We start from the raw sequence: 16,695 nt of genomic DNA, 5'->3' as shown, positions 1-16,695 counted from the left end.
CATCATGATTGTTTGGAGTGTAGCTAACCAGAAAGGAGGCGTGGGTAAAACCACCTCAACAGTGACATTGGCGGGCTTATTGAGCCAGAAAGGCCATCGAGTATTGATGGTTGATACTGATCCTCACGCCTCACTGACTACTTATCTCGGTTATGATCCTGATGCAGTAACTTCGAGCCTATTTGATTTATTCCAGTTGAAGACGTTTTCTCGTGAGACGGTTAAGCCGTTGATTTTAGAAACAGAGCTGGAAGGAATGGATATCATTCCCGCGCATATGTCCCTTGCCACGCTTGATCGCGTAATGGGTAATCGCAGTGGTATGGGATTAATCTTAAAACGGGCGCTGCAAACTGTCTCACAAGACTATGACTATGTGTTGATTGACTGTCCGCCAATCCTTGGCGTGATGATGGTGAACGCGTTGGCAGCCAGTGACCGAATTTTGATTCCTGTTCAAACAGAGTTTTTGGCGATGAAAGGTCTAGAGCGCATGATGCGTACGCTAACCATTATGCAAAAATCTCGCCCGGGCGGTTTCAAAGTGACTATCGTCCCAACCATGTACGATAAGCGCACGAAAGCGTCATTGCAGACATTGATGCAACTGAAAATAGATTACCCAAATCAAGTGTGGACCTCAGCGGTGCCTATTGATACCAAGTTCCGCGATGCCAGTTTAAAGCACTTGCCAGCTTCGCATTTTGCATCTGGTAGCCGTGGTGTGTTTGCCTATAAACAGCTACTGATTTACCTGGAGAGGTTGGCGTTCGATGAGCAGTAATGATGTGCTGTCCAGTGAACAAGCACTTGATGACTACTTTAATGCATTACTGGATGATGAAACTGAAATAACGACTCTTGAGGAAGACCTTGACCTGTTGGCTCAAGAGGTATCATCTGCAGAGCCAGAGCCAGAGCCAGAGCCAGAGCCAGAGCCAGAGCCAGAGCCAGAGCCAGAGCCAGAGCCAGAGCCAGAGCCAGAATTACAGCTACAATACTCGGAGCCAGAAACGTACCAGTTTCAAGAAACATATCCGCCAGAGTTGGAAGCTCCAAACCTGGAAGATGTTCAAAGGCTATTAAGTCAGCTTGAAGCAAGCAACCCAGTGGCTGAGTTGGATATTGATAGTATTCTTGAACAAAATACGATTGATATTGCAGCAGAGATAAAAGCGGCTGAGCCTGAGGTACAAACCTTTAGTGAGGTGCCTGAGCTTCAGGGTGTTGAGGAAATACAGGACTGGGTGATTGATGAGCCAGTTTTTGAGGAAGCGCAACCAGAGGTGGATGAACCTCACGCAGTGATCGAACAAAGTATCAATATAGAATCGAACGTCGATACTGAACTCGAAACACAAGCAGATTCCGATATACCAACGGTCTGGGAAAGCACGAAGCGAAGTGAGGACTTCCAAGTTCTTTACTTTGATGTGAATGGTGTCACGTTTGCTGTACCTCTTGATGAGTTAGGTGGTATTCATCGCATTAGCGAGCTTAACCATTTGATAGGAAAACCCGCCTGGTATTTGGGGCTACAAACAAATCGCGAGCAGCAGTTTGATGTCGTCGATACCGCGAAATGGGTGATGGCAGATAAGCTTCGTGATGATAGCTATAAAGATAACTACCAATATGTCGTCATGCTTGGTGAGAGCATGTGGGGGTTGGCCAGTAACCAATTAATGGGGACTGAAACGCTTAATATCGACAAGGTTCGCTGGCGTGAGCAGGCGGGTAAACGCCCTTGGCTAGCGGGCATGGTAAAAGAAAAAATGTGTGCCTTAATTCATGTCCAGGCGCTCATTGACATGCTAAACGCCGGTTTAGATGTCAAATCACTGAATTAGATTTAAGTCGGGAACGACATTAACGAGGATTAACTATGTCTCAAGCTTTTGAAGTAGAAGTGAAGAAAGATGCATCGAATGACGAAGTTCTTCAGTGGGTGACGTTCCAGCTAGAAGAAGAAACGTACGGCATCAACGTAATGCAAGTTCGTGAAGTACTTCGTTATACTGAAATTGCCCCTGTTCCAGGTGCACCAGATTATGTACTTGGTATCATCAACCTACGCGGTAATGTAGTTACTGTTATCGATACACGTTCACGTTTTGGCCTGATGGAAGGCGAAGTCACTGACAACACTCGTATTATTGTGATCGAGTCTGAGCGTCAAGTGATTGGTATCTTAGTAGATAGCGTGGCAGAAGTCGTTTATCTGCGTTCTTCTGAAATTGATACGACGCCTTCAGTTGGTACCGACGAGAGTGCGAAGTTCATCCAGGGTGTGAGCAACCGTGACGGCAAGCTTCTTATCCTTGTGGATTTGAACAAGCTGCTAACAGATGACGAGTGGGACGAGATGGCTCACCTTTAATGGCTGAATGATGATGGCTGAAGAGACTCTTTTATCTGCTCCATTCCTTGCGGGTGGCGTCGCTTTTATCGTGTTAGTATTGGTTGTTTTGCAACTGCGGATTCGCTCGGGGTTACAAAAGCAGTTAGACCAACAACGAGCTCAATCTCGACACGCAGATAAAGAAGTGCAAAAGTTGAGTAAGCAGTTACTCGAAGTGCGCTCGGTTGTCGTTGGTCTTGGACAAAAAGTGACGGAGCAACAAGACATTATTCAGCACTTAAACGAGAGAATTCGCGAACTCGAACACGCTGATACTGATGGTCGCTTGTACAGTCGCGCTTCTAAAATGGTACAGCTTGGCGCTGATATCAACGAGCTGATTGAAGAGTGCGAACTACCAAAAGCCGAAGCAGAGTTGATGCTTTCACTGCAGAAGAAACTGGCAGGGAAAGAGAAGATTCCACCATTAAGTGGTCAGCCATCAGATGACGCAGAATATCCAGCGCGTGGACGTCGTCGACGCTAAAGGTTATCAAGCGATAAAAAAGAGGCGTTATTACGCCTCTTTTTTGTTTTTAGCTGCTAATGCTCTTCTTAAATACAACCCTAGATAACCTTCAGTCGATCTTGCTCTTAGTTCTGGCCTCTCAAATTCAAAATGAGCGCTTATAACTACTTATAGTTAATTTTATTAAAGTGTGATGATTAATTAACAAAAATACATGAACTTACATGTAACCTAGCCCTCTTATCCTGTTTTGTCATAACTAAGCTGTGCTAATATAGCGGCTCGTTCATTTTTTAGTTGAAGCTCTATGTTAGAAGTGTCTAACCTGACAGCAATCCGTGATGAAAGGGTTCTGTTTGAAAACCTGCAGTTTGAAATTAAGCCTGGTGAATTGGTCCAGATCGAAGGGCGTAATGGTACTGGTAAAACTACATTGCTACGGATTGTGACAGGGTTAGGTGATAGAGAAGAAGGTGTCATTAAATGGAAAGGCGAAGAGGTTGAAAAATCTCGTGATGTTTTCCATCAAGATCTGCTTTTCTTAGGACATCAAACAGGAGTGAAACGAGAGCTTACCGCATTAGAAAACTTACGTTTTTATCAATCTATTCAAAATAATCGCTCTTCAGACGAAGAAATCTTTATCGCTTTGACTCAAGTAGGATTAGCTGGTAGAGAAGATGTGCCTGTAGCACAACTTTCCGCAGGTCAGCAACGACGAGTCGCATTGGCAAGGTTATGGCTCAGTAAGCAAATTTTATGGATCTTAGATGAGCCGTTGACTGCCATTGATAAGCAAGGTGTCAAGGTGCTTGAATCTTTGTTCGCAAGTCATGCTGATAATGGCGGTATTGTTGTGTTGACGACGCATCAAGATATGTTTGCGGACAGCCCGAAACTTAGAAAAATAAAGCTGGGTGACTGATATGATTTCCTCGATGACCACCATCATTCGTCGTGAGCTCCTAATCGCATTTCGCCGTCAGGCAGACATTCTGAACCCGTTGTGGTTCTTTATTATTGTCATTACTCTCTTTCCTCTGAGTATTGGACCAGAACCTAATTTGTTAGCACGTATTGCAGCGGGCATCGTTTGGGTTGCCGCATTGCTGTCCGCCTTATTATCATTAGAGCGTCTATTTCGTGATGATTTTCAAGACGGTGCACTAGAACAAATGATGCTAATGCCGATTCCATTGCAACTTGTAGTGGTTTCAAAGGTCATAGCACATTGGTTGTTAACAGGGTTACCTCTGATTTTAATTAGCCCATTATTGGCGGTTTTACTTTCGCTCGACTTCAATACTTGGCTATCGGTTGTATTAACCTTGATGATCGGTACACCAACACTAAGTTTTATTGGCGCCATTGGTGTGGCGTTGACTGTTGGGTTGCAAAAGGGTGGCGTTCTTTTGAGTTTGCTTATTCTTCCGCTCTACATCCCAATTTTGATTTTCGCAACATCGGCAATTGATGCTGCCGCACTCGGTATGGCGTATAACGGTCAACTAGCGATTTTAGGTGCGATGCTAATTGGGGCGATGACATTAACGCCTTTTGCCATCAGTGCCGCATTACGAGTTAGTGTCAACTAACTCAATAAAGTGCCAATGAAGCGGCGCTTGATCAAAGAATTATTATTAAAGCACTGCTACGGTCTCAACCCTTTAGACAGTGTCCCTGAAGTAAGAGTGAGAACAAAACATGTGGAAATGGCTACATCCTTATGCCAAGCCAGAAGCAGCTTATCGTTTGAGTGGTAAGTTTCTGCCTTGGTTTTCTGTATTGGCCCTCGTATGCTTATCGGTTGGTACGGTTTGGGGGCTTGCATTTGCGCCTTCAGATTACCAACAAGGTGACAGTTTCCGAATCATCTACATTCATGTCCCATCAGCTATTTGGTCTATGGGCGTTTATATGTCGATGGCGATCGCTGCATTTATTGGCCTAGTATGGCAAGTTCGCCTATCTGATATGGCGGCACTTGCGATGGCTCCGATTGGTGCAGTATTTACTTTTATTGCTCTACTTACAGGTGCTGTTTGGGGCAAGCCTATGTGGGGCACTTGGTGGGTATGGGATGCCCGTCTTACATCTGAATTGATTCTTCTATTTCTCTACCTTGGTGTGATTGCGCTTTACCATGCGTTTGACGATCAAAAAACCGCTGCAAAAGCCGCTGGTATCTTAGCGATCGTAGGCGTAGTAAACCTACCTATCATTCACTTTTCCGTGGAATGGTGGAACACGCTTCATCAAGGTGCGACGATCACGAAATTTGAACAACCTTCTATTTCATCCGACATGCTTTGGCCGTTATTGCTGAACATCTTTGGCTTTGCGTTCTTCTTTGGTGCCGTGACGATGGTCCGTTTTCGTAACGAAATCATCAGTAAAGAAAGTCACCGCCCTTGGGTGCGCAAACTCGCAACAGAACAAACTCAGTGAGGTAACTGATTATGCATTTTGAATCTCTGAGCGACTTTTTTGCCATGGGTGGCTACGCATCATACGTATGGAGTGCGTTTGGTATTACTTTCTTATCCATGCTGATTCTTCTGATCACTAGCCTTCGCCGCGGTGATGCATTATTGAAAGAAGTGAAAGCAAAAATTGACCGTCAAGCTCGTATCGACGCAGCGAAGAACATGGAGAACACCTTATGAACCCGAGACGTAAAAAGAGGCTAGGTATTGTACTAGCGATCTTTATCGGTATTAGTGCCACCATTGGTTTGATACTTTATGCGCTTAATCAAAATATGGACCTTTTCTACACTCCAACGGAATTGGTTAATGGTAAGCCAGATGGCACCAAGCCAGAAGTAGGCCAGCGTCTGCGTATCGGTGGAATGGTGGTTGTGGGCTCAGTTCGTCGAGATCCTAATTCTTTGAAAGTGAGTTTTGACCTGCACGATGTCGGTCCGAAAGTGACGATTACCTATGACGGTATTCTTCCTGACTTGTTCCGTGAAGGGCAGGGTATTGTTGCTCAAGGTGTACTGAAAGATGCCACGACAGTTGAGGCATTTGAGGTCCTAGCGAAGCACGATGAAGAATACATGCCACCAGAAATTGCAGAAGCGATGAAGAAAACGCATGAACCGCTTCAATACAGCACCGAACAGAAACAAGGAAGCGGCCAATGATTGCTGAAATCGGTCACTTTGCTCTCATTCTTTCGCTTGCAATGGCAGTGCTGTTGAGCGTATTGCCATTGTGGGGAGCATCGAATAATAACACCATGCTAATGAACACAGCGCGACCGCTATCTTGGTCTATGTTCCTGATGCTGTTGTTCTCTTTCGCCATTTTATGTTGGGGATTTTATACCAACGACTTCACGTTACAGTATGTAGCGAGCAACTCGAATAGTCAGCTTCCTTGGTACTACCGTTTAACCGCAGTATGGGGTGCACACGAAGGTTCACTGTTGCTATGGGTTTTAATCCAAGCTGCTTGGACTGTCGCTGTAGCGACGTTTAGTCGTGGTATGCCGCAAGAGTCGGTTGCACGTGTACTTGCTGTTATGGGCATGATCTCAGTGGGTTTCCTACTGTTTATCATCCTAACGTCGAACCCATTCCTACGTACGTTACCGTTCTTCCCGGTTGACGGACGTGACTTGAACCCTCTGCTTCAAGACCCTGGTTTGATTGTTCACCCGCCAATGCTTTACATGGGCTATGTTGGTTTCTCGGTTGCATTCTCTTTTGCGATCGCATCCCTAATGACCGGACGCCTTGATACTGCTTGGGCTCGTTGGTCTCGTCCTTGGACAACCGCAGCATGGGTATTCTTAACACTTGGTATCGCACTAGGTTCTTGGTGGGCTTACTACGAACTTGGCTGGGGTGGCTGGTGGTTCTGGGACCCAGTAGAAAACGCATCATTCATGCCTTGGTTAGCGGGTACCGCATTAATGCACTCTCTTGCCGTGACAGAAAAGCGCGGCACATTTAAAGCGTGGACGGTACTATTGGCAATCTCTGCATTTTCGTTGAGTTTGTTGGGCACCTTCTTAGTCCGTTCCGGTATTTTAGTATCGGTACACGCGTTCGCGTCTGACCCGTCGCGCGGTATGTTTATTCTAGGCTTCCTCGTTTTCGTTATCGGTGGCTCTTTATTGCTGTTTGCCGTAAAAGGGGCAGCAGTGCGTGTACGAGGTAACTTCGACTTAGTCTCACGTGAAAATGCGCTCTTAGCCAACAACGTATTACTTATCGCCGCTCTTGTTGTGGTGTTAGTGGGGACACTGTTGCCGCTCGTACACAAGCAGCTTGGTTTGGGGTCGGTCTCTATCGGTGCGCCATTCTTTGACATGCTATTTGCGTGGTTAATGATGCCATTTGCTTTCCTGCTTGGTATTGGCCCTCTTATTCGTTGGAAGCGAGACAATTTATCTAAACTTGTGAAACCAATGCTCGTTTCAGGTGTGCTTGCTTTCGCCTTGGCCGCGCTATGCGTGTACCTGTTTGCCGATTTCTTCTCAACCATGGCTTACATTGGTTGGGTGATGGCGATTTGGATTATTGCGATGCATGGCTTTGAACTGTACGAGCGCGCAACGCACCGTCATAGCTTTAGTGAAGGTGTTCGCAAGCTGCAACGTAGCCACTGGGCAATGATGTTGGGTCATGTTGGTCTGGCGGTATCTGTTATCGGTATTGCGATGGTACAGAACTACAGCATCGAGCGTGATGTACGTTTAGCACCTGGCGAACACTTCCAAATTCAAGGCTATGATTTCTACTTCTCAGGCTTGCGTGATAAAGATGGTCCAAACTACGATGGCTACATCGCAGACTTTGAGATCACACACGATGGCAAATACGTGAATACGCTTCACGCAGAGAAGCGCTTCTACCGTACGGCTAAGTCTATGATGACTGAAGCAGCCATTGACCGTGGTATTAGCCGCGACTTATACATTGCAATGGGTGAACGTTTAGACGACAACCGATCTTGGGCTGTTCGTATTTACTATAAACCGTTCGTTCGTTGGATTTGGGCTGGCTCTTTGATTATGGCATTAGGCGGCGCACTAGCGATTTCTGATAAACGCTACCGCTTCCGTAAATCGCCGAAGAAAAATGCGAAGTCAAAAGAGCAGGAGGCATAACATGAATAAGAAAATCTTATTTATTCCGCTTGTCGCTTTCATGATTCTAGCGGGCATTTTCGCAACCCAATTAATGCGTAACCAAGAGGGCGATGATCCAACTAAATTGGAGTCGGTTTTGGTTGGCAAGCCAGTTCCTGAGTTTCATTTAGAAGACCTGGCTGAGCCTGGAAAACAGTACGACCAATCAATTTTTAAAGGTGAACCGTTGCTCTTGAACGTTTGGGCAACGTGGTGCCCAACGTGTTATGCAGAGCATAAATACCTAAACGAATTGGCGGGTAAGGGCGTTAAGATCATCGGTATGAATTACAAAGATGATCGTAATAAAGCAATAGGTTGGCTGAATGATCTCGGCAACCCGTACTTGATCAGCCTATTTGATGGCAGTGGTATGCTTGGCCTTGACCTTGGCGTTTATGGTGCTCCAGAAACATTCATTATTGATGCAAATGGTGTGATTCGCTATCGCCATGTAGGGGATGTAAACCCACGTAATTGGTCAGAAACACTGGAGCCGCTTTACAACAAATTGGTTGAGGAGGCGAAGCAATGAGAAAGCTAATTCTTGCCGTTTTTGCTGCGATGACATTATCTCTTGCTGCTCATGCGGCCATTGAAGTGTACGAGTTTGATAATTTGGAACAAGAACAGCAGTTCAAAGAGTTAAGCCATACGCTCCGTTGCCCTAAATGTCAGAACAACACGATCTCGGATTCTAACGCTGAACTTGCTCAGGACTTACGCCATAAGGTGTACGAAATGACCAAAGAAGGGAAGTCCAAAGATGAGATTGTTGATTACATGATCGCCCGTTACGGTAACTTCGTGACTTACAACCCACCATTTACGGTCGCGACTGCGATTTTGTGGCTAGGGCCACTCGCTGTAGTACTGGGTGGTTTTGGTTTGATTGTGCTGCGTAGCCGTAAATCTAAAGTTAAGGCAAAAGCGAGCAGTGACGAGCAATGGGATGAGCAAAAAGAAGCTCGTTTAAAAGCATTGCTTGAAGAAGAGAACAACGGAGATAAGAAGTAATGACACTATTTTGGATTTCCACCGTTGTTCTCACGCTTATTGCTTGTGCGCTGGTGGCTTTGCCGCTGCTTAAACAAAAAGCGAACAATGATGATGTGTTACGCGATGAGCTTAACAAGGCATTTTATAAAGACCGACTATCTGAGCTTGCAGAAGAAACTGACGAAGGTCTAGTTGAAAGTGAAGACGAACTGATTTCTGATCTAAAGCAATCACTGCTTGACGATATCCCTGGTGATAAAGCGCAAAAAGAAACTAAGGTTTCTCCAATCGCGGTTTTAGTTCCATCGGTAATTCTGACGGTGGTGCTGAGCTATGGTTTGTATTATAAATTTGGCGCGTCAGACGATATTGTTCAATGGCAAGAAGTGTCTGCAAATCTACCTGAGTTATCGAAAAAGCTGATGTCGGCTTCTTCTGAGCCGCTGAGTGACGATGAAATGGCGGATTTGACCCTTGCCCTTCGAACTCGCTTACATTACCAGCCGGAAGACTCGACAGGTTGGTTACTGCTAGGTCGTATTGCGTTAGCAAATCGTGATGTCACCACAGCTATCGATGCGATGGAAAAATCGTACCGCCTAGAGCCAAAAGATCCTGATGTGATGTTGGGTTATGCACAAGCTCTGATGCTGTCTCAAGAGGAAATGGATCAAGCGACGGCTCGCTCATTACTCGGCAAGCTGATGCAGCAAGACTATGTCGATCTGCGTGTGTTTTCTTTGTTAGCGTTCGATGCGTTTGAGCGTCAAGACTTCCCGGCAGCCATCAAGTACTGGGGAATCATGCAGCAAATGATTGGTCCAGAAGATAGTCGCTACGAGATGTTGTCACGCAGTATTGAGAGTGCTCGTAAGCAAATGGGCGAAGCGGTTTCACCGGATAAGAGTGTAGCAGTGACAATTAATGTGGCACCAAATGCTCAGTTGGATCCAAACGCAGTTCTGATTGTGTCAGTACATCGTTCAGATGGCTCCCCGATGCCTGTGGCTGCTGCTCGTTATCCGCTAGGTACTTTCCCTCGCACAGTCGTATTAGATGATGGCAATGCCATGATGCAAGGGCAAAAGTTATCTTCACTCGATAAGCTAATCGTCCGTGTGCGTGTAGATTCTGACGGTAACGTAGCAACGCGTGATCAAGATTGGCACGGAGAAAGTGACGTCGTTGAATTTGGCGCACCAGTAGAAGTGACCATTGATCAGCAGTATTAATTGTTAACATCTGTCTCTGAAACATGACAACGAGGTAGAGTCAGTTGCCTTTAGTGGTATGACTCTAAACGATCGAGTAGAATACCGAAGGCCAGCGATTGCTGGCCTTTATTTATTCCCATATCTGAGTCATCTTTACTATGTATCCTGCTCAACATACGTACAATGGTTAATCGGGGTGACTTAGGTACATTAATAGTCGTTATGGAAAATAAAATGTATAACAAGGGTAAATCTACCTTCTTGTTGCTGTTAGCCGTTGGACTGGTTGGCTGTTCAAGTGCGCCTGATGAAGCAGTAACAGGACAAGAAACAAATCAAACGACTTCTGATGTGTATGACCCGTTGGAAGGCTTTAACCGAACCATGTGGGAACTCAACTACGAATATTTAGATCCGTATTTGGTTCGTCCTGTATCACTTGCGTATGTAGAATACACGCCAGTTCCTATTCGTTCTGGTATCGCTAACTTCTTATCGAACTTAGATGAGCCAGCAAGCATGGTTAATAACTTAATCATGGGTAATGGTACGAAAGCCGTGGACCACTTTAACCGTTTTTGGATTAACTCGACGTTCGGTATTTTCGGTTTATTCGATATTGCAAGTGCCGCGGGTATTACGAAGTACGACGAGAAAGCGTTCAGTGATGCAGTAGGCCACTATGGTGTTGGAAATGGTCCTTACTTCATGGTTCCAGGTTATGGTCCGTATACCTTACGTGAAGTGACAGATACCGTAGATAGTACGTATTTACCCCTCTCTTATCTCAACTTCTGGGCGAGTTTGGGTAAGTGGGCGTTTGAAGGAATGGAGAAGCGTGCTTTATTAGTACCGCAAGAAGCGCAGCTAGACTCGTCGCCGGATCCATATATTCTAACTCGCGATGTTTATATCCAGCGTCAAAACTTTAAAGCAGAAGTTGAAACGGTAGAAGAAGTTAACATCGAAGAAGAAGAGTATTTAGATGAATATCTAGAAGACTTTTAAGCGTTGTTCTTCATAATCGAGAAATGAAAAAAGGCTTAGCTGATGCTAAGCCTTTTTTGTATTTTGCAGCTTGGTTAGAAACGGTAGTTTGCTTGAACACCGATTAGCCAAACATTACCCGTAGTTTCGCCTACAAATTGGCCGCCGACTTGTTCTGCAGTGTCGTCTGACTTGTAACCACGAGACTCAACGATTGGTGCGTCTTTCGCAAAAATATAGGTGAAGCCAGCGTCTAGGCTGAAGTCTTTCGTCCAATCGTACGTTGCGCCAATACTTAGCCAAGTACGGTCAGTTTCTGGAATAGTAATCGTGCGGTTTTTGTCGCTTACCGCTGAAGTATCGTATGCAATACCAGTGCGTAGCGCTAGCTTAGGATCAAGCTGGTAAGTAGCACCAACAGCAAAGCGATAGTTGTCTTCCCAGTTTTCTACTTTAACCATATGCGTGCCAGCAGTATTTAGACGTGCTTCCAATTTCTCGAAAGAGCTCCAATCCGTCCAGTTAACGCTTGCGTGTAACGCAAGTTGGTCTGTTACTTGGTGGAAGCTTGCTAACTCAGCCGTTGCAGGCAGGTTTAGATACATGTAGCCGTTGTCGCGTTCAGAAGTACCGAAGCCAAAACCAAGACCTTCAGCATGGCCTTCAAGCTTTAGTTCAACTTCAGATTTGTACGCGAAGCCGATACGGTTATTTTCATTGATCTGCCATGCTGTACCAACTTGCCAGCCCCAAGCGGTATCGTCACCTTCCATGTATTTTAGAGCGGTACCTTGAGGAACACTGATTGGTTGATTAGTTTCAGGATTTAACCCTACAACGTTATTCTTAGGAGCTGCTGCGCCAAAGCTGCCTTCGCCGATGATGTAACGGATACCACCACCAACGCTGATTGATTCATTGACTTTGTAAGCTGCGTTCAAGTTCGCTTCCATTGTCGTTACGCTTGCTTCGTTACCGAAGTGCGAGGCACCAAAGCCTTTACCTAAATCGGTTTCCATGCCGTAGTTGGTGCCAAATGCCAAACCAATCGCGAATTTCTCATTATATTGGTGTGATAGGTAGAAGTTTGGAATGATTGCATCATGTGCGAAGTCATCTGAAGATGCAGAAGAAGTGCTACCGTGGAAGTTTACATCACCTTCAATATCAATATTTGGGTTCACATAGATTGCACCAACGGACACTTGAGTGCCTTCCAAATAAGTTAGCATTGCTGGGTTACGCCATTGTGCACTTGCGTTGTCAGCCATTGCAGCTTCACCAGCATATGCTCGACCTAGGCCTGTTGCAGAATATTCAGCAAGTTGGAAACCTGCTGCGTTAGCCATGCCCGTTGCGCCAAGTAGGCTTAATGCCACTGCTGTTGATAGAAGAGTCTTGTTGGTTTTCATTCGAATGTTCGCTGATTTATTTATAACGTGGGACGAAAGTTTAAAGGTAGAGTTTTTACTTTAGAAATGAAAATCCAGTATAAGTAGTCATTTGGAATATTATGCTTTCAAGTGTTGATTGGGTGGTTTAATTATCTAACTGTGAAAGGCTTGTAAACGGAATTCAGCGAACAGCTGTGCGTCCTAATTGTGAGATTTAGATACACGTGTTCACTCAAATTGAGTGGGCAATAAATCGCAGATATGAAAAAAGGCTGGAAATCCAGCCTTTTATATAAAGTATTTTTCTACTAACTAACAGCGAAGCGTTTAGAAGCTACGGCTGTATTGTAAGCCGAATAGAATAGCATCAGCGCGTGTTGTTGCTGACAAGCTCGAGATATTTTGAGGGCTTTGAGCGTCACTTGGGTTGTACATTGGGTTAGGTGTTGATTCATTTACCTCAACATCTTTACCCATTAGGTACGTAAAGCCAAAGTCGACATTTGATTTACTATCAATGTGATAAGTAAAGCCGGTAGAGAACCATTGGCGATCTGAGTCAGGAACGGAAACAGACGTTAAGTCAGCTTGGGCGCTCGTGTCGTACATGTAACCAGCACGAAGTGTCCAGTTATTACTTAGGTAATATGTACCACCAATCGAGTAGTGCCAACCATCTTGCCACTGGTACTGTTTATCGTACGATGAGCCAAGAGGAGAGCCTTTTAAGTTAGAGAATTCAATTTGATCGAAAGTTTCCCAGCCAATGTATTGGATGCTGTAGTGTACAGCAAACTTAGTGTCTTGAATTTTGTGGAAGCCGGAGAACTCGGCCATATCTGGTAAAGGTAGTGTGATTTTTTGACCTTTATCGTCTTTTGCTTCCATTTCTGGACTATGACGGTATGCAAGACCAAATCGATTGTTTTCATCTAGCTCGTACACAGTACCAACATTGAAACCTACAGCCCAACCATCAGCTTCGTCTACATCGACGAGTGTGCCTATTGCAGCATGTTCACGCTTCATTGTACCTTGGCCGTAGATTAAATCTAAACCAGCACCAAAGCTCCATTGTTCATTGAGACGGTAAGAACCTGCAAGGCCAAAGTTTACGCTCTTAACATCAGTTAAGCCGCCATATTCTTTTGCCGCAAAGCTATTGTCGAATTCTGTTTTAGTACCGAAATTAGAGTATGCGTTTACGCCCCATGCAAACTTGTCATTTACAGGAACGATTAGATGAATGTTCGGTGCAATAGAAGTATCGCCAGCGTCGTCATAGTTTGAGTCGACAGGCTTGAACAGTGTTGGTGCTACTTGGCACGTTGAACCACAATATTTCGCATCTTTCACTTCAATCATTGAAGTAATGCTTTCGAAACCTAGCGAAAGTTCCATTTTATCAAACAGAGCCATTGCTGCTGGGTTACGAGCCATTACTGCTGCATTATCTGCGATTACTGCATCACCAGCAAATGCACGGCCGATGCCAGTTGCTGATTGAGCGTTGATTTGGAAACCCGCTGCCATCGATTGACCTGAGGCAAAAGCTACCGTTACTGCTAGGAGAGTTTTTTTAAACAGACGCGTGTTCTGAGTCATTTGTTTTTCCTTATTAGATTCGTCTCTTTGGACGATAAATTGAGCTTTTGCTCAGTGGCGCAGATAGTAGTATCAATAATTGCTTGGACAAATCCGACCATTGGATAAAATTGAATAAAAATTGCAGAAATGATGTCTAAAAGACGGGAAATTGCACTTAAAATGCATAATTTAGAGTTTAAGCTCTAAATGGTATAGCGATGGTGAATGTTTTGCGTTCTATTTATACAAAAATGCCGCTAAATAAGATCATTTAGCGGCATTTAACCTTTTGAAGGCTGGAAATCGTCGAAGTTGTTACATCGGCTTAATCATTGATGCAAGAGTCGTAGCGAGCGCATCAATATTTTCACCTTCTTCCCCGACTAAAATCAGGCTTGAACTCCCGACGGGCTGAACGATTCCGGTCATGCCATCCTTATTAAAGTCGGTACTTTGTTCGCTTGGAATACCAGTAATAAATAACGTTACTTTACCTTTTGGACCTTGGAACACCATATGCACCGCATTGGATTCACCAAAACCGCAGTGGTTTAGGTAGTAAACGTGATATGGAAAGTTTTCACTAAACTGGTAATGAAATGGCGACATTTTCGCATTAATTTGCGAGCTCGGTACATCCTCATCAAGATGACGAACAAACGGTTCTTCATGAATAACGTGTTTCATCGCGGTATCCGCTAAACTGGCTTGTGCTGGAGACACCAAAACATTTCCCCAGTTTACTTGGCCAACTAATAACCCTGCGGTGAACGCAATAGAAGCGGCAAGTGCCATTGCTTTGCGGACAAAGTTTGGTCTTACGACCTTCTCTTCATCAAGTGCACTCGACGTCTGGCTAAATAAAATCTTATCTGCGAGATCTTCGGGTACATCCACATTCATGGCTTGTTTAATTTTTACATCGAGATCCAAAACGTCATCAACAAACTTATTGTTGGCGTCGCTACCAGCTAAAGCTTGCAGAATCTCTTCATCCTTTTGTTTTGGATCCGACAAAATACGACGACGAAATTCTAAATCATCCATTCTTTTGTCCTCTCTTGGTATCTTGAGAATCCAACATCTCTTTAAGTTGATTACGAGCGCGAAATAGTCGAGTCATCACTGTGTTTTTATTTAAATCAAGAATGTCACCAATTTCTTCTCCACTGAAACCACCAACAACTTGGAGAAATAAAGGCTCACGGTATTCAACATCGAGCTTCATGATCTGTGCCTGCAGCCATTCTTGCTGATGATGTGGTTCATCGCTGACTTTAGCATCATTGCCGTAATCATCGATATCAACTAAATCAAATTGTTTACGTTCGAAGCGGCGCGCATTTTCTCGTCTCAATATTGTGATGAGCCAAGACTTGGCAGCTTTTTCGTCCTGGAGGCTATCGAGTGACTTCCAAGCTCTAAGACAGGTTTCCTGAACTAGATCTTCCGCGACCGCTTTATCTTTGCACAACCAATATGCGTAGCGGTACAAGTCACGATGATACCCTCGGACGAGCGCTTCGTATTTTCTTTGCTTGTCCATATCAGAGTTGACCGGACTGTTGGAATTTTTCTTTCCAAACATTTTTAATATGGCCACAGGAGCCTCCATCCTCGCTCTGTGAGTTTCTTATTTGTTCTGAGCATGACGTTACTTGCTTCATCGCCTAGCGGTTTTGGTTGCAGGATTTGTCATGCAACCCCTTTGACACAATAAGCCATGTGGTTACCTAAAAGTGTATACGCAAATGTCAGATATCATCGAACACGAATTGATATATATTGTTAACAATATCATCATTAGTAATCAATGGCTTGGATAAGTTCACTCGATGGAGCATTAAAAGGGACTTCTGATGGTGGATTCTTGAATTGTTTTGAATCAATAATCGCTCTAGGTGAGCTTAAAACTCGTAAAATCACTATAAAATTGATCTATTTCAAAATATCAAGCTGTGAAGGGGTTATAGTACACCTTGTCATCTCGTTAGTCATTGCGACTAACATGTTGAGCAAGATGACACTTCCTTTTGAAGGCTGACTTTACTTTCTCCTAATCAGGAAACTGATTACTTTTCAATTGGCGTAAGTTAATTGTTTTATAGATATTCCGACCACACAGTTATGTGTGGTTTTTTTTTGCTTCGATTTTACTTTCCGTATACCTCTTACCGTTTTAACTCTCTATAGTTAACCATTAGTAATCGCATAAGAATCAAAGAAGTAGAGTAATTGAACTACTTGCTTCACGTTTATTTAAACGCACGTTTGATAAATTTAACAAATTCATTACAATGCATCAGGTCAGACCTCTTGTATTTAAGGAGAAACAATGGGCAAGCAGGAAGTAAAAACACGCAATGGTGAGCGTGTCGCTATTGTCGCGGGGCTTCGAACTCCCTTTGCTCGTCAAAGCACGGAATTTAGCCAAGTGCCAGCGGTCGATTTAGGGAAAATGGTAGTAAGCGAAATGCTTGCTCGAACAGATATTGATCCGAA

At 44.3% G+C, this 16,695-nt stretch carries 18 protein-coding genes and 1 pseudogene; 15 read left to right on the top strand and 4 right to left on the bottom strand.

What is annotated here, in order from left to right:
• Window positions 1–4 precede the first annotated feature (4 nt).
• The 14 genes from R7Q41_RS22745 to R7Q41_RS22680 all read left to right on the top strand — a co-directional run bounded on the left by R7Q41_RS22745 (window position 5) and on the right by R7Q41_RS22680 (window position 11,233).
• Entirely contained in the window at window positions 5–784 is a 780-nt protein-coding gene (locus tag R7Q41_RS22745) for a ParA family protein (RefSeq protein WP_318108887.1), read from the top strand.
• Window positions 774–1,850 carry a chemotaxis protein CheW gene (locus R7Q41_RS22740; protein WP_017635946.1) on the top strand — a complete coding sequence of 359 codons (1,077 nt, stop codon included), beginning with the start codon at window positions 774–776 and terminating at the stop codon, window positions 1,848–1,850. Before R7Q41_RS22745 ends, R7Q41_RS22740 begins: the two co-directional genes overlap by 11 nt.
• A gap of 35 nt (window positions 1,851–1,885) precedes the next feature.
• Window positions 1,886–2,380 (top strand): chemotaxis protein CheW, encoded by a 495-nt coding sequence (locus tag R7Q41_RS22735; protein WP_005380507.1) that lies wholly within the window; start codon window positions 1,886–1,888, stop codon window positions 2,378–2,380.
• 13 nt (window positions 2,381–2,393) lie between these two features.
• Window positions 2,394–2,888 (top strand): DUF2802 domain-containing protein, encoded by a 495-nt coding sequence (locus R7Q41_RS22730; RefSeq protein WP_025998721.1) that lies wholly within the window; start codon window positions 2,394–2,396, stop codon window positions 2,886–2,888.
• Window positions 2,889–3,177: 289 nt separating this feature from the next.
• Window positions 3,178–3,795, top strand: coding sequence for a cytochrome c biogenesis heme-transporting ATPase CcmA (gene ccmA / locus R7Q41_RS22725; protein WP_005380511.1), 618 nt, complete (start codon window positions 3,178–3,180; stop codon window positions 3,793–3,795).
• Between the two features lies 1 nt (window position 3,796).
• Window positions 3,797–4,465, top strand: a complete 669-nt coding sequence (gene ccmB, locus R7Q41_RS22720) for a heme exporter protein CcmB (RefSeq protein ID WP_213968040.1) — start codon at window positions 3,797–3,799, stop codon at window positions 4,463–4,465.
• A gap of 109 nt (window positions 4,466–4,574) precedes the next feature.
• The gene (locus tag R7Q41_RS22715; RefSeq protein WP_005380513.1) at window positions 4,575–5,318 is read left to right on the top strand and encodes a heme ABC transporter permease; all 744 of its coding nucleotides are present in this window, start codon (window positions 4,575–4,577) and stop codon (window positions 5,316–5,318) included.
• 11 nt (window positions 5,319–5,329) lie between these two features.
• Complete coding sequence (gene ccmD, locus R7Q41_RS22710; RefSeq protein WP_005380515.1) at window positions 5,330–5,536, top strand: heme exporter protein CcmD; 207 nt, start codon at window positions 5,330–5,332, stop codon at window positions 5,534–5,536.
• Window positions 5,533–6,018 carry a cytochrome c maturation protein CcmE gene (gene ccmE, locus R7Q41_RS22705; RefSeq protein WP_005380516.1) on the top strand — a complete coding sequence of 162 codons (486 nt, stop codon included), beginning with the start codon at window positions 5,533–5,535 and terminating at the stop codon, window positions 6,016–6,018. The genes ccmD and ccmE overlap by 4 nt, the downstream gene beginning before the upstream one ends.
• Entirely contained in the window at window positions 6,015–7,991 is a 1,977-nt protein-coding gene (locus tag R7Q41_RS22700) for a heme lyase CcmF/NrfE family subunit (protein WP_017635943.1), read from the top strand. The genes ccmE and R7Q41_RS22700 overlap by 4 nt, the downstream gene beginning before the upstream one ends.
• A gap of 1 nt (window position 7,992) precedes the next feature.
• A complete protein-coding gene (locus R7Q41_RS22695; protein ID WP_005380518.1) occupies window positions 7,993–8,547 on the top strand; it encodes a DsbE family thiol:disulfide interchange protein in 555 nt (184 codons plus the stop codon).
• Window positions 8,544–9,029, top strand: a complete 486-nt coding sequence (locus tag R7Q41_RS22690) for a cytochrome c-type biogenesis protein (RefSeq protein WP_005380519.1) — start codon at window positions 8,544–8,546, stop codon at window positions 9,027–9,029. The genes R7Q41_RS22695 and R7Q41_RS22690 overlap by 4 nt, the downstream gene beginning before the upstream one ends.
• On the top strand, window positions 9,029–10,243 hold the full coding sequence (gene ccmI / locus R7Q41_RS22685) for a c-type cytochrome biogenesis protein CcmI (protein WP_005384453.1): 1,215 nt from the start codon (window positions 9,029–9,031) through the stop codon (window positions 10,241–10,243). The genes R7Q41_RS22690 and ccmI overlap by 1 nt, the downstream gene beginning before the upstream one ends.
• A gap of 216 nt (window positions 10,244–10,459) precedes the next feature.
• Window positions 10,460–11,233 (top strand): VacJ family lipoprotein, encoded by a 774-nt coding sequence (locus R7Q41_RS22680; RefSeq protein WP_005380523.1) that lies wholly within the window; start codon window positions 10,460–10,462, stop codon window positions 11,231–11,233.
• Window positions 11,234–11,307: 74 nt separating this feature from the next.
• Here the strand turns inward: R7Q41_RS22680 and R7Q41_RS22675 are convergent, their stop codons facing one another.
• The 4 genes from R7Q41_RS22675 to R7Q41_RS22660 all read right to left on the bottom strand — a co-directional run bounded on the left by R7Q41_RS22675 (window position 11,308) and on the right by R7Q41_RS22660 (window position 15,808).
• Entirely contained in the window at window positions 11,308–12,624 is a 1,317-nt protein-coding gene (locus R7Q41_RS22675; RefSeq protein WP_054576273.1) for an outer membrane protein transport protein, read from the bottom strand.
• Window positions 12,625–12,933: 309 nt separating this feature from the next.
• Entirely contained in the window at window positions 12,934–14,211 is a 1,278-nt protein-coding gene (locus R7Q41_RS22670; RefSeq protein WP_149192451.1) for an outer membrane protein transport protein, read from the bottom strand.
• 297 nt (window positions 14,212–14,508) lie between these two features.
• A complete protein-coding gene (locus R7Q41_RS22665) occupies window positions 14,509–15,240 on the bottom strand; it encodes a DUF3379 domain-containing protein (RefSeq protein WP_025767180.1) in 732 nt (243 codons plus the stop codon).
• The gene (locus R7Q41_RS22660; protein ID WP_033907378.1) at window positions 15,233–15,808 is read right to left on the bottom strand and encodes a sigma-70 family RNA polymerase sigma factor; all 576 of its coding nucleotides are present in this window, start codon (window positions 15,806–15,808) and stop codon (window positions 15,233–15,235) included. Before R7Q41_RS22660 ends, R7Q41_RS22665 begins: the two co-directional genes overlap by 8 nt.
• Before the next feature lie 720 nt (window positions 15,809–16,528).
• Here R7Q41_RS22660 and R7Q41_RS22655 point away from each other — a divergent pair.
• A pseudogene (locus tag R7Q41_RS22655) lies at window positions 16,529–16,695 on the top strand (acetyl-CoA C-acyltransferase); the annotation flags it as partial.

This window comes from Vibrio sp. 2096 (assembly GCF_033339595.1).
Classification (GTDB): Bacteria; Pseudomonadota; Gammaproteobacteria; order Enterobacterales; family Vibrionaceae; genus Vibrio; species Vibrio alginolyticus.
This window is presented reverse-complemented; position numbering and strand designations above follow the sequence as displayed.